The sequence below is a fragment of the Paenibacillus sp. FSL K6-1558 genome (assembly GCF_038002565.1).
GTDB lineage: Bacteria > Bacillota > Bacilli > Paenibacillales > Paenibacillaceae > Paenibacillus > Paenibacillus polysaccharolyticus.
Window position 1 is genome coordinate 3260309 of record NZ_JBBOCV010000001.1, and the last position, 12446, is coordinate 3272754.

At 47.1% G+C, this 12446-nt stretch carries 13 protein-coding genes; 5 read left to right on the top strand and 8 right to left on the bottom strand.

Features of this window, described 5'->3' with window-relative positions; translation table 11 throughout:
• The first annotated feature begins 110 nt into the window (after window positions 1–110).
• Both MHI38_RS14020 and MHI38_RS14025 read left to right on the top strand, forming a co-directional pair.
• A complete protein-coding gene (locus MHI38_RS14020; protein ID WP_341181327.1) occupies window positions 111–1145 on the top strand; it encodes an AraC family transcriptional regulator in 1035 nt (344 codons plus the stop codon).
• Window positions 1146–1297: 152 nt separating this feature from the next.
• A complete protein-coding gene (locus MHI38_RS14025) occupies window positions 1298–1798 on the top strand; it encodes a hypothetical protein (RefSeq protein ID WP_154959449.1) in 501 nt (166 codons plus the stop codon).
• 295 nt (window positions 1799–2093) lie between these two features.
• On the opposite strand, the gene MHI38_RS14030 is transcribed toward MHI38_RS14025, so the two are convergent.
• The 5 genes from MHI38_RS14030 to MHI38_RS14050 all read right to left on the bottom strand — a co-directional run bounded on the left by MHI38_RS14030 (window position 2094) and on the right by MHI38_RS14050 (window position 6992).
• Entirely contained in the window at window positions 2094–2813 is a 720-nt protein-coding gene (locus tag MHI38_RS14030) for a CPBP family intramembrane glutamic endopeptidase (RefSeq protein ID WP_253499457.1), read from the bottom strand.
• A gap of 392 nt (window positions 2814–3205) precedes the next feature.
• Window positions 3206–4279, bottom strand: coding sequence for an ABC transporter substrate-binding protein (locus tag MHI38_RS14035; RefSeq protein ID WP_341181328.1), 1074 nt, complete (start codon window positions 4277–4279; stop codon window positions 3206–3208).
• Window positions 4276–5085: an ABC transporter permease gene (locus MHI38_RS14040; protein ID WP_090924111.1), complete on the bottom strand. Its 810-nt coding sequence runs from the start codon at window positions 5083–5085 to the stop codon at window positions 4276–4278. Before MHI38_RS14040 ends, MHI38_RS14035 begins: the two co-directional genes overlap by 4 nt.
• The gene (locus MHI38_RS14045) at window positions 5060–5893 is read right to left on the bottom strand and encodes an ABC transporter permease (RefSeq protein ID WP_341181329.1); all 834 of its coding nucleotides are present in this window, start codon (window positions 5891–5893) and stop codon (window positions 5060–5062) included. The genes MHI38_RS14040 and MHI38_RS14045 overlap by 26 nt, the downstream gene beginning before the upstream one ends.
• Window positions 5883–6992, bottom strand: a complete 1110-nt coding sequence (locus tag MHI38_RS14050; protein ID WP_090924109.1) for an ABC transporter ATP-binding protein — start codon at window positions 6990–6992, stop codon at window positions 5883–5885. The genes MHI38_RS14045 and MHI38_RS14050 overlap by 11 nt, the downstream gene beginning before the upstream one ends.
• Window positions 6993–7243: 251 nt before the next feature.
• Here MHI38_RS14050 and MHI38_RS14055 point away from each other — a divergent pair, with 251 nt between their 5' ends.
• The 3 genes from MHI38_RS14055 to MHI38_RS14065 all read left to right on the top strand — a co-directional run bounded on the left by MHI38_RS14055 (window position 7244) and on the right by MHI38_RS14065 (window position 9217).
• Window positions 7244–7495 (top strand): hypothetical protein, encoded by a 252-nt coding sequence (locus MHI38_RS14055; protein ID WP_090924108.1) that lies wholly within the window; start codon window positions 7244–7246, stop codon window positions 7493–7495.
• Between the two features lie 85 nt (window positions 7496–7580).
• Window positions 7581–7775 (top strand): hypothetical protein, encoded by a 195-nt coding sequence (locus MHI38_RS14060; protein ID WP_090924107.1) that lies wholly within the window; start codon window positions 7581–7583, stop codon window positions 7773–7775.
• A 200-nt stretch (window positions 7776–7975) separates the two neighbouring features.
• Window positions 7976–9217 (top strand): MFS transporter, encoded by a 1242-nt coding sequence (locus MHI38_RS14065; protein WP_341181330.1) that lies wholly within the window; start codon window positions 7976–7978, stop codon window positions 9215–9217.
• Between the two features lie 38 nt (window positions 9218–9255).
• Here the strand turns inward: MHI38_RS14065 and MHI38_RS14070 are convergent, their stop codons facing one another.
• The 3 genes from MHI38_RS14070 to MHI38_RS14080 all read right to left on the bottom strand — a co-directional run bounded on the left by MHI38_RS14070 (window position 9256) and on the right by MHI38_RS14080 (window position 12262).
• Window positions 9256–10509 (bottom strand): nitric oxide synthase oxygenase, encoded by a 1254-nt coding sequence (locus MHI38_RS14070; RefSeq protein WP_336121705.1) that lies wholly within the window; start codon window positions 10507–10509, stop codon window positions 9256–9258.
• Between the two features lie 127 nt (window positions 10510–10636).
• Window positions 10637–11116, bottom strand: coding sequence for a ferritin-like domain-containing protein (locus MHI38_RS14075; protein WP_154890237.1), 480 nt, complete (start codon window positions 11114–11116; stop codon window positions 10637–10639).
• Window positions 11117–11521: 405 nt separating this feature from the next.
• Window positions 11522–12262: an HAD family hydrolase gene (locus tag MHI38_RS14080; protein WP_336121704.1), complete on the bottom strand. Its 741-nt coding sequence runs from the start codon at window positions 12260–12262 to the stop codon at window positions 11522–11524.
• Window positions 12263–12446: the final 184 nt, after the last annotated feature.

A 12446-nucleotide genomic window follows, 5' to 3' on the forward strand; every position in this document is an offset into this window, starting at 1 on the left:
GTTCATGAAGGCCGATGAAACGGACATATCACAAGCATATAGTGAAGGTAGGTATAAACAAATGATCAACGACGCCAAATCATTGCGGATTCGTGCAAACGGGAGGACTTATGAAACATCTTAACCAGAGTGTCCCGATATCCATGGTATATCCTATTTTAAAAACACTGGTACACAAAGGTTTTGACACGGAATCCTTTTTCAAAGACATCGATGTAGATCCCTCCATCTTGGAGAACCCGGATGCCCGGATTCCCGTCACTGAATTGGAACGGATCATGCGGCGTGCTGCTGATTATGCAAACGATCCATACTTTGGATTAAACCAGGGTGGACGGTTGGATTTTGCGGATTTAAGTCTGCCCGGATATGTCATGATGCACTCCAAAACGATTGGTGACGCACTTAGCGCGTACCAGCGGTATAACGATATTCTGTATAGTGGATTTCAACTGGAGTGGAAGGTCGATGGACCGGATGTGATCATTCAGTTGTCTGTGCAAAATGAAGAAATCCCCATGTCTCGCCATTGCGTAGAGGATATGACTGTATCGGTATTACATCTGATCAACAAGCTGGCGAATCACCGGGCCGTGGTACGAGAAGTCCAATTCAGTCACGAAGCCCCTGTCGAGGCAGGTGATCTGTCTGTTTACGTGAACTCCCTTGGGGTCACTCCCGAGTTCGGTGCTACCCAAACCCTGCTGCGTCTATCCAAAGAGGTCCTGACGTTGCCCGTTTTATATTCGGATGCCAGGATGTTGAAGGTTTTCGAGTCGATGGCGGAGGAGACCCGGGCAGACCTGTATGCCTCTCAGCCCTTCTCCAGCAAAGTAAGCCGATGGATCACGGAGAGTCTGCCTTCCTTCTTCCCCACATTACAACACACGGCAGCACATCTCGGCGTGAGCATTCGCACACTCCAGAGCAGATTGCGTGAAGAAGGTACAACGTTTAACGAAATCTCCGTTCAGGTACGGAAGGAAATGGCACTACGTTACTTACAAAGAGGCAACTATGCTGTCGTCGATATCGCCTATGCCCTTCATTTTTCGGAACAAAGTGCCTTCCAGAATGCGTTCAAAAAGTGGACGGGACAGACCCCGGGTCAATACCGGGCTAATCTGGGGACTCGGCAGGGATAGGATCGTAACCCCATACCTAGACTTTAGTCTAGGATAAGTTTAACGCCAAAGACGGAGGTTCCCCTTTTCCAGTTCGTGGTATGCTGTATATAACGAAAGTGATGTTACATATTGCACGGATGAAAGATTCCATATTCAAAAGGAGAGAAATTATGGCTAAACGTACGATTCTTGCACCTGTCCTGATTTTGCTCGGTGTATACCTGATTCTGAATCAAGGCGGCACAATGGGCCCAGGCACAATCTTTGGTACTTTCTGGCCTACGTTATTTGTGATTCCGCTCGGACTGTTCTTCCACTGGTTATACTTCTCCATGATTGGCCGTGGCGTTGGATTGCTCGTTCCAGGCGGCTTGCTGCTGACCGTCGGTATTGTATGCCAGATCGCGATGCTGTTTGGTAACTGGGGTACGATGTGGCCGGGCTTCATTCTGGCGCCAGCGGTCGGTTTGTTTGAACTCTACTGGTTTGGCGGCAAAAATAAATGGTTGCTGATTCCGATTAATATTCTGACGGTTCTTTCCCTATTGTTCTTCACTGTCATGTCGATCGGTTCCGTATTGAGCAATATGAGCTACGTTCAACCGTTCGTAGCGATAGTGCTGATTGTGGGCGGGGCGTATATCATCATGGGGCGCAAAAAGCATATGTAGTGGCATGATATCCGATGAATTGGACTAGATTACACTAAGCCACTCCGGGGACAGAACAACTGCGGATCGCTGTTACCCCCGGATTTTTTTGAAATCTCTTATCTGATGAGAAAATCCAGTTGTAAAGGCGAGCGCTTCGCTTCCTTCGTTTGTCCTGTCCCCTCCGTTAACGTGTAATCTCATATTCATCGGATATCGCACTTCAAAGCTATTGCTTTAGAGCAGGTAAAAGAAAGGGAACATCCCTGATCCATACGTGATCAAGGGATGTTTTTATTTATTTTTGTTGTTCTTATTAGGGTGAGACTGCCTGTTCATTGGGTTTCGATTGCATAGCTATATTGTATTTAATCCAGAAAAAGAGGATCAGAGGCAGGGCCGCGTTGGACGCGATAAAGAAAATCAGTGAAGGTATTCCGGCAAGTGGCATGTAGCTTATGCCTGTCACTTGAACGAATAACTGCTCGCCGTTCGGGCCGTCAGAGAACAGGATGGATGATGCTCCGTTCCAGCCCAGATGGCTACCTACTGCAAGAGCCATAGAACCGGTTTTGGCATACGCATATGCCCAAACCAAGCCCATAATAAAGGTCGTTATAAATACAATGAGCATAACCGGGATGTTTCCGAACACACCGTCCGTGAACCAGTGATACATCCCAAACGCCATGGAAGAAAGTACGATTCCCCATCGGACTCCTAACCCGTGAATCATAAGTACAAGCAGTGCACCACGGAAAAGCAATTCCTCAAACCAGACCGACTTGAAGTTCCACCAACTGGCTATCAAAAAATCAGCCCAGGAATATTCGGGGTTTAGCTTCCAGTTTGACATGGTGACCAGAGATTCTGTCCAGTGAACTGCCGAGGAAACGAGGATACCCAAAAGTAAGGCTATCGCAAATTGCTGGAGACGTAGACCTGCCGGACGATACCCGAGCACAGACAACGGTTGCTTGATCGTGAAACGAAGCAAGAGCCAAGATAACAAAACAAGCACGATCATGCCTAACATCACGAACCTCCTTCCCACTTCATTGTAGTAAAACAATTGAATTCAAACATCACATCTACACCGTCAGAGTTTCCGTTCCGTTCTCTTTCATCCCGTTCCGTTCCCTCTATCCCGATATACTTTTCATATTCGGGGTTATGGGCTTTAGTACGCACGGGTGTAAATAAAGTTCCCGGCAATCCGAATTCTCAGAGCCCGCGCCGTCCCAGCTTTATTACATGTTTCTTTGTTACATGCACCGTTTTGTCTCATCCCCCTTCGTTTCGTTCATCACAGCTCGAAATAAATCCAACGTCAAATATCCCCTGAAGCCACCAATAGGCTCAGGGGTATTTGAGTTGCACTTGTTGTGTTCGTTGCAGTTCGCGCAGTTTGCGTAGACTGGAGGACAATTATTTACTATGCATCTTAAACTCCAGAAACAGGTCGTTATAATGCGATAGCATTTTTTTGCCCAGATTGTTGTAAACCTCCAGCTTGCTTGTCAGTGTCTCGTCTGGATAGAAGCGTTCATCCTGCGAGATATCTTCTGGCAACAGCTTAAGTGCCTCCGCATTCGGTGTCGAGTATCCCACGTACTCTGCGTTGCGTGCAGCATGATCCGGGTCCAGCATAAAGTTGATAAACTGGTGCGCGCCGTCTACGTTTTTAGCTGTTTTCGGGATGACCATGCTGTCGAACCAGAGATTTGAACCTTCCTCCGGTACCTTGTAATCCAGCTTGTCGTTCTGATCCATAATCTCCGATGCGTCCCCAGACCATACGAGTCCAACCGCGGCTTCTTCGTTCGCAAGCAACATTTTGATCTCGTCTCCAACGATGGCTCTTACGTTAGGAGTCAGGGTAGACAGCTTTTTGAGTGCAGCCTGAAGATGATCTTCATTCGTATCATTAAGTGAGTACCCCAGGCTATTCAGCCCCATACCGATGACCTCACGAGCACCATCGAGCAACAGGATCTGATTTTTCAGACGCGGGTCCCATAGGTCATTCCAGCTGTCAAATGTCAGGCCACCCACTAGTTCCGGGTTATACACAATACCAACGGTTCCCCAGAAATACGGGATAGAGAATTGGTTATCCGGATCGTAGTTCAAGTTCAGGAACCGGGAATCGATGTTTTTCAGGTTGGGTAGCTTGTTATGGTCAATCGAAACGAGCAGGTTTTCTTCTTTCATTTTGCTAATCGCATATTCGGAAGGAATCGCCACGTCAAACGTTGTGCCGCCCTGCTCAATCTTGGTCAACATCGCTTCATTGGAATCAAACGTCTGATAAATGACCTTCATTCCGGATTCTTCTTCGAATTCCTTCAAGAGGTCCGGGTCGATATAATCGCCCCAGTTGTAGATGGTCAACGTGTTACCACCGGAATATCCCTGACTTTTGTTCAGATACGAAGCCAGAATCATCAGGGCGAATGCAGCCACAAACACAAGCGCGAATGTCCGTACCAACTGCTTCATGGACGCAGCCCCTTTCCTCCGGCTGGAATGCGTGATGCACGGCGGTTAATGAAGTAATATCCGACCACCAGCAACACCGTGAGCAGGAACAATAGGGTAGACAACGCATTAATCGACAGCGACACCCCTTGCCTTGCTCTGGAGTAAATCTCCACCGAAAGCGTGGAGTAACCGTTCCCTGTCACAAAGAAGGTTACGGCAAAGTCGTCGAGCGAGTACGTCAAAGCCATGAAAAATCCAGCAAAAATACCGGGTTTCACGTAAGGCAGTACCACACGCGTTAGAATTTGCCATGAGCCCGCGCCCAAATCGCGAGCCGCATCCATCAAGGTTGGGCTCATCTCCTGCAGCTTCGGTAGCACCATGATGACCACAATCGGCACACTGAATGCGATATGAGACAGCAATACCGACGTAAAGCCGAGTTTGATGCCAATCATCGTAAACAAAATCAGGAATGATGCACCGATAATGACATCGGGGCTAACAATCAACACGTTGTTTAGAGATAACAGTGTGTTTTTGGTCCGTTTGCGACGTACATGATAAATCGCCAGTGCCCCTGCCACACCCAGAATGGTTGAGATCGCTGAGGACAACAACGCAATAATAAACGTATTCAAGACAATAATGAGCAGCCGGGTGTCCGCAAAAACTTCTCTGTACCATTCCAGTGTGAAGCCTTCGAACCCCCGCATATGGCCACCACTATTGAATGAATAGAAAATCAGATAGGCAATCGGCGCGTACAAAATGGCGAACACAACCGCCAGATAGACGTTAGACAGCTTTCCGTTTCTTCCCATTTCGCACCTCCTTCTTGCCTGATCCGGTTAGAAACATAATGACTGCCATCGCGATAATCAAAAAGACGGCAATCGTCGAACCCATGCCCCAGTCCTGGGTAACGAGAAAATGTTGCTCAATCGCTGTACCCAGCGTAATAACACGGTTCCCCGCAATGAGGCGGGTAATCATAAACAATGATAGCGCCGGGATAAATACGGCCTGACAGCCTGATTTTACTCCGCTGATCGTCAGCGGGAAGATCACACGGCGGAACGTCAGCCACGATGAAGCGCCGAGATCCCGTGCAGCATAGATCAGGGACGGATTCATCTCCTCCAGCGCGTTAAAGATCGGCAGAATCATAAAGGGAATGAAGATGTACACCGAAACAAAGATAAAGCTGAAATCAGTGAACAAAATCTGTTGTGTCCCAATGCCCATCACTTCCAGCAGAGAGTTGGTCAGACCGTATGTGCCGAAAAGGCCAATAAAGGCGTACGCTTTTAACAACAGATTGATCCAGCTTGGCAAAATGATCAGCAGCAACCACAGCTGCTTATGCTTCGTCCGGGTCAGCATATACGCCGTTGGATACGAGATAAGTAGCGAGAACGCCGTAATCAGAAATGCATACCAGAATGAACTGAGCGTCATCTGCATATACACTGGCGTAAAGAACCGCGCATAGTTGCCAAGTGTGAAGTTACCCTCCACATCAAAGAACGAATAATAGATGACCAGCAGCACCGGCGCTACAACGAACAACACCATCCATAACACATAGGGAATCAGATACGCATTGCGCGTGCTGGCTTTAGTCTGCATGAGCGGCCTCTTGGTAAGCTTCGAGTCGTCTGTCGAACTCTTCCTCGGTTTCGTTGAAACGCATAACATGAATGGCTTCCGGGTCAAAATAAAGCCCGATGCGCGATCCGACGGCCGCTTTCTTCGTCGAATGAATCAGCCATTCGTTGCCTGCGTCATCGTAGGTCGAGATTTCGTAGTGTACGCCGCGGAACAACTGCGAGTCCACCTTAACCTTGAGCTTGCCCTGCTCCTCGGTTGTGATCTCGAAGTCCTCTGGGCGGATGACGATCTCAACAGGCTCGTCAGGCTGCAAACCCTGATCGACACATTCATACTGTGCACCTGCAAACTCAACGACAAAGTCCTGCTTCATTTTGCCTGCCACGATATTCGACTCTCCAATAAAGTCCGCGACAAAACGGTTAATCGGCTCATCATATATATCATTCGGTGTACCACTCTGCTGAATGACACCGCCGTTCAGGACAAAAATTTCATCAGACATCGCAAGTGCTTCTTCCTGGTCATGCGTGACAAAAATAAACGTAATGCCCAGCCGCTGCTGCAGCTCTCGCAACTCGTACTGCATCTCGGTACGAAGCTTCAGGTCGAGTGCCGACAAAGGCTCGTCCAGCAGCAGAATCTCAGGCTCGTTCACAATGGCGCGGGCAATCGCCACACGCTGGCGCTGTCCGCCGGACATCTCGCCAATCTCACGGTTCTCGTAACCGGACAGATTGACAAATTTGAGAGCTTCGAGCACTTTGCTGCGAATCTCGGATGTTTTCATTTTTTTAATCCGCAAGCCAAAGGCTACGTTCTCGAATACATTCAAATGTGGAAATAACGCATAGTCCTGAAATACCGTATTCACCTGACGCTGATGCGCAGGAACCTTGTTAATCAATGCGCCGTTAAAATAAATGCTGCCCTCCGTCGGCTCCGCAAAGCCGGCAATCAGCCTTAATATCGTTGTTTTACCGCAACCGGACGGGCCGAGAAGCGTATAAAATTTTCCACGTTCAATCTCAAAGCTGACAGCTTTTAATACAGCCTCATCCTGGTCATATTGCTGTGTCACCCGCTCGAACCGGATGATCGGTTGTTGTTCTGACATGCTTCACGTCGCCCCCTTATCCTTGGGTTTATCCTAAGAAACCTTACCTATTATACACGACTTTAATTAAGCCATATCTCGAATATGAATAATTTACCCCATTTTCTTTTGTTTTGAAAGGTCAAGCGCGTACGTTACAGATATTAATAATATGGCAATAAATCTATTTTCTTATTAATTAGTCTTCTATACAAACGAATTAATAGATTCAGAATAGTATAACGTATATCCATCACAAGGAGGTATTCTTCATGGCTAACTACCTGTCCCCACACTCTCCAAAAAGTAAAGCTGCCAACAAAAGCAAACTGGTATCCAAAAACCGCGCAAAAAACAAATCTAAAAACAACGCAGGTAACACAAGCAAGTCAGAGCATATTCAGGAAACTGTCGTTAACGTCATTCTGCCTGAATCTAAAGAGAAAGATACACATCACCACCACCATCATCCACACAATCATCATCACCATCACTGCAATCCCGGCTGCAATCCTTACTGGTAATCTATCTATTTCATTATCTTAGCCTGTCCATGTGAATTGATAGATTCAAAAAAATAAAACGTATATTAATGAAGGAGGCTTTACCATGACTAACTTCTTCTCACCGCTCTCTCCAAAAAGCAAAGCTGCCAACAAAAGCAAACTCATTTCTAAAAATCGTGCGAAAAACAAATCTAAAAACAATGCAGAAAACACAAACCATGCAACACATATTCAAAAAACCGTTGTTAACGTTGTTATACCTGACCACGAAAATAAACACCCTCACCATCATCACTGATGGGAAACCCTGTTCAGCATTGATGTAAATTTCGCAGCATAAGTCTCACAAGAAGACGTAGCAGTTACATCTGCTACGTTCCTTTTTGAGTTATTTTAGTTTTTCGAAGTGATTCAAAAAGAATGAATGACGCCGGGACTCCATATCATGGAGTTGAGGTGAGAAAGACCATGGAAATGCGTCGTAATTTACCCCTTTTGATGAGTGTCTGTTTTCTTAGCCAGATGGGGGGATTTATGATTCTGCCCCTCTTTCCGATATATATCGACCAACTTGGCCTATCTGGCTGGGAGATGGGGTTCATTTTCGGATTGTTCTATTTAGGTAAAGTAGTCGGCGGGCTCCCTGCCTCTGCTCTCTATCGCCATGTAGGGGTCAAAATATCTCTCGTCCTTATGCTGCTGATGCTCGCTATATGTACAGCCGGTTTTGCCATTGCCTCTACGCCCCTGTTCCTTGGCCTGTTGCGGCTATTGCAAGGAATGGCTTCAACCGGGCTGACCGTCATCGTACGCTCCATCATCAGTGACGGAGGAAATAGCGATAACCGGGGACTATACAACGGATACATCAGTAGTAGTGAGGGTGGGGGCATGATCCTGGGGCCGGTCATCAGCGGCTGGCTTACGCTCCACGTACCGCTGTCCGTTCCGTTCTGGCTGGTTGCATGCTGTTGTCTGATCGCCATGGTTGTTGTTATGGGTATGCAAAACAAAACAACGTATGGATCATCTGGCTCAATACCCATTCTAGAGTCGAAGGATAGTGAAGTTCTCTCTTCGGCTCCTGCAGATCAAACTTCACGTCAAGAAAAGATTGCTCAGGAGTATGCCTCCAATAATACACAGTCTCGCCCAAGTAATGGCACAGGTCCTATTTCTGTCCCACTTACAGGATACATAACGGTGCATGTCCTGGAGATGAGTGCCTATGCCGTTTTCTTGACGTATTTTGCACTCTATGCAACTCAAATCATGCAGTGGGATACCTTCTCTGCCAGTCTGGCCTTTACCATAGCCGGAATTTCTACGCTTGCCGCTGCCCCTTTTGTCGGTTTTCTCTCCGACCGCTTGGGTGATCGGCTTCTGATGTGCATGCTGGGCATGTTCCTGATCGGGGTTGAAGTCATTGTTTTTCTAAGTACTTCTGTCCACCTCTGGGTGTACATTGGCATGTTCGTCGGTGGCATTGGCGGGGCTTGTTACATGGATTCCTTTTTTGCACATATTGGGGATCACACTCCTGAAGTGAATCGAAGCTCTGTCATTGGTAAAATTGTCTCGTCTGCGGAGATCGGCTCTATGGTATCTCCTCTACTCGCAGCACTTCTGATGGAGACCTTGTCTCTATATGCTGTATTTGTCTTTAATCTTGTTCTAATCGCGGCAGCCATTGCCGTTCAAGCCATCATGCGAAGCAGGTATCGGACGAAAGAGAGCTGAGAGGACTGCTTCAAAAAAATAAAACCCGCTCACACAAATTAATGTGCAAACGGGCATTTCATTGGTGTATTCCCTGCCTGTGACTGTTTGGCTTCATCGGACGCATGCTCTCGGTCGTTTTGATGATCCATGTTCTCATGGTGCTTATGGTGTTGCTCACTGATACCGACATCTGCGGCAACAGCCATCCCATCTTGAAACCTGTATGCAGGGTCCTGGTGAAAAAAGTTCGGCTTCACAATCTCATTCCGATAGGAACTGTGAAAAATATGAGTAGTGGCTGGGGACACTGGTGGAATCAGCCACACCCAGTCTCCGGTCAGCTCGCGTCCAGCCTTTTCTTCCCGCTGTTCAAACAGAGCAAACTGTGATGCAGCTGTATGGTGGTCCACGATACTCACACCGGCCTTCTTAAATGAATGTAGCACAGCCACATTAAGCTCCACCAGTGCCCGATCTCTCCACAGTGTCGTTTCACTCGACGTGTTTAACCCTAGTGCAGCAGCTACATCTGGCAACTTGTTATATCGGAATGTATCGGCAAAGTTTCGCGCTCCGATCTCCGTTTCCATATACCAACCGTTAAACGGCGCAGCCGGGTAGTTAATGCCTCCGATCTCGACCCGCATATCCGCAATCATTGGCACACCGTACCAACGCAGGCCGAGTTCAGCAATCTCCACTCGCTCCGGGTGCTCAATCTGCACTTCGATGATCTCCTGCTCTGGTATTACATACCACTCTGGGGCCTGTCCTTGAGCTTGAATAATGATCGGCAACACATCATAATCGCCTCCAGCTCCCTGCCAGCCGAGGGAATTGGCCGCTTTGGTCAGTTCAATGGAAGCAGGATCACCCACAATGCCTTGCGCTGTCTCATATCCAGCATAACGGATCAACTGATGATTCCAGATACGGATGGGGGCTCCAACTGGGCCTTCTGGCGGCAAGAGGGTAATCGTCGGGATGATCTTGCCTCCGTTTGAAGCGTTATGGATATGATCCAGTACGGCCTGCGCAGCCACTCCTGCGGTATCAGCATGACGTGCATCCACAATGCGCAGCTTGTCCCAAAACAGCCGTCCGATACAGCGGTTGCTGTTCCGCCATGCCATTTTGCAGCCATGTTCCAGTTCCTCTGCAGTATGGGTATAGGTTCCCGTTTTGTCCATCTCTTGCTTAATGGCAATAAGCCGGGCCTCTGCGTCTTTACGCGTATGGCCCAGCTCTTCATAACTAGTATATATAAACCGTTCAGCTTCTTCCTGCAATCGATCCAGGTCTGTCCGCATTTCTCATTCCACCATTCTGTACATCTTGGATGCCATTATTATACGGGAAGCACACCGGATTTGTAAGCGAACGGGACGTTTGTTCACGGACTCTACATATCGTTGTCAGGACACAGGTTAGCCTAGATTATTTGCCCAAAAATGCGTTTAACATCCAGATCTCTTTATCCAGCGCAGCAGTGAATCCGATCATCATGTCTTCAGTCGCATTGTCTTCAACTTCTCCAGCTTCATGAATGCCTTGGCGAATCACATCAAGCATTGCATTCAGATCAGCAACAACATGTTCAACCATCTCTTCAGCAGACAGTTGTCCTTGTGCCTCTGCAATTGGTGAAAGGCGAAGTTGTTCTGCAATCGTTGCTACAGGACGACCACCAATGGTCAGAAGACGCTCAGCAACCTCGTCCATATTCGCTGTAGCCAGGTTGTACAGTTCTTCAAATTTGGCGTGAAGTGTGAAGAAGTGTGGTCCTTTGACATACCAATGGAAGTTGTGCAACTTCGTGTAGAGGACAGACCAACCTGCGATCTGACGGTTCAATACCTCTTGAAGTTTAGCTGTGTTTGTTACAGAAGTGTTTGGGTTAGTTTGGATTGTACTCATGGAATTTATCCCCTTTCGAATATCTCATTTTAGTTTTGTTTGTCATATGATTTGTTTGGAATCGCTTCGTTATTCTTTTCTTTTAATTTAGACTTAATCTAAATCTTGTTTTAATTATAGCACTGACTATATACTTTGAAAAGAGCTTTGGCCCCTCTTCCAAATGAAGATTCCATGAAGCCGGGCTTCATGATGAACTTTTGGCTGCTTCCACTATGAACAAGGCTGCTCATGTAGTTATACCGCCAACCTTACCGACCTTCAGTGAACATTCTCACACGTCTGAGTGAAAACAAAAAAACAGCCCTTCATCTGCAATCACAGATGACCGGACTGAATGTCTTGTTAGAATATGATCATTATTTAGTTAATTCTTAGAAGTGCTTCGATTCTCCGAGTTCCCGCCTATGAACGAACCTGTTCAAACGTAAGAAGATGACTGATTTCCTCGTAGTTCCGTGCCGTAAAATGAGGTTGATGATCCGATTCGGGCGATGCCTCACGGTGATTAAACCAGATGATCTTCCAGCCTGCATCCACCGCTCCGGCAACATCGTTGCGCCACGAATCTCCAATATAGTAGCTATGATCTGCTGTTGTTCCTGTCTGCTTGTTCACATGCTCAAACAGTCTGCCGTCCGGTTTCGCATAACCGACTTCACCGGAAATAAAGACCAGTTGCTCATCCACCAGACCGAACACATCTAGCGCTTCTAACTTACGCCGTTGATGCTGACCTTCTCCATTCGTAATTAGCCCCACCGTATGTCCCTCCGCTTGAAGTCTGCGAATAAGATCATATGCTCCTTGGAAGGGAGTAATCTGAAACTGTCTGCTCAAATACCTTCGTTGCAGTTCTTGCGCTTGTCCAAGCTGCAGTTCAATCCCAAAATCAGCCATCGTTAGCTCGAATCTACGGCATCTCATACGCTCTACTGCATCCGGTTCAGGAACTGCTGATAGGTCTTCCTGTGCAGATAACCAGTCACTGTAGTACCGAAAACGATGATATGCCAATGCATAATCAAACGATTCCGGCAATCCGAGCACCTCCTTCAATGCTCCCCGAAGCGGCTGTAAGTGATCATATAAGGTATCATCTACATCGAAAAATATGGCTTTGGCTGTACGTGCGGTGTCCATCATCTGTGCTTGTCCTCCTGATCTGCTCTCTCTAATCTAATTCAAGTTCTAATCTATTCGTAGTATCTATTTAACACGTATTCTAAACTACTAATTATCAATTCATATGTAATCAGTGTAGTTTAAGAATGAGGGGGATTCAAGATGATTACCGAATCGAGAATTGCTCCAACAAGTTTAAAAGAGC

Coding starts and splice junctions, on each gene's coding strand:
- MHI38_RS14020 (WP_341181327.1), top strand. CDS start 111: ATGAAACATCTTAACCAGAGTGTCCCGATATCCATGGTATATCCTATT.
- MHI38_RS14025 (WP_154959449.1), top strand. CDS start 1,298: ATGGCTAAACGTACGATTCTTGCACCTGTCCTGATTTTGCTCGGTGTA.
- MHI38_RS14030 (WP_253499457.1), bottom strand. CDS start 2,813: ATGTTAGGCATGATCGTGCTTGTTTTGTTATCTTGGCTCTTGCTTCGT.
- MHI38_RS14035 (WP_341181328.1), bottom strand. CDS start 4,279: ATGAAGCAGTTGGTACGGACATTCGCGCTTGTGTTTGTGGCTGCATTC.
- MHI38_RS14040 (WP_090924111.1), bottom strand. CDS start 5,085: ATGGGAAGAAACGGAAAGCTGTCTAACGTCTATCTGGCGGTTGTGTTC.
- MHI38_RS14045 (WP_341181329.1), bottom strand. CDS start 5,893: ATGCAGACTAAAGCCAGCACGCGCAATGCGTATCTGATTCCCTATGTG.
- MHI38_RS14050 (WP_090924109.1), bottom strand. CDS start 6,992: ATGTCAGAACAACAACCGATCATCCGGTTCGAGCGGGTGACACAGCAA.
- MHI38_RS14055 (WP_090924108.1), top strand. CDS start 7,244: ATGGCTAACTACCTGTCCCCACACTCTCCAAAAAGTAAAGCTGCCAAC.
- MHI38_RS14060 (WP_090924107.1), top strand. CDS start 7,581: ATGACTAACTTCTTCTCACCGCTCTCTCCAAAAAGCAAAGCTGCCAAC.
- MHI38_RS14065 (WP_341181330.1), top strand. CDS start 7,976: ATGAGTGTCTGTTTTCTTAGCCAGATGGGGGGATTTATGATTCTGCCC.
- MHI38_RS14070 (WP_336121705.1), bottom strand. CDS start 10,509: ATGCGGACAGACCTGGATCGATTGCAGGAAGAAGCTGAACGGTTTATA.
- MHI38_RS14075 (WP_154890237.1), bottom strand. CDS start 11,116: ATGAGTACAATCCAAACTAACCCAAACACTTCTGTAACAAACACAGCT.
- MHI38_RS14080 (WP_336121704.1), bottom strand. CDS start 12,262: ATGATGGACACCGCACGTACAGCCAAAGCCATATTTTTCGATGTAGAT.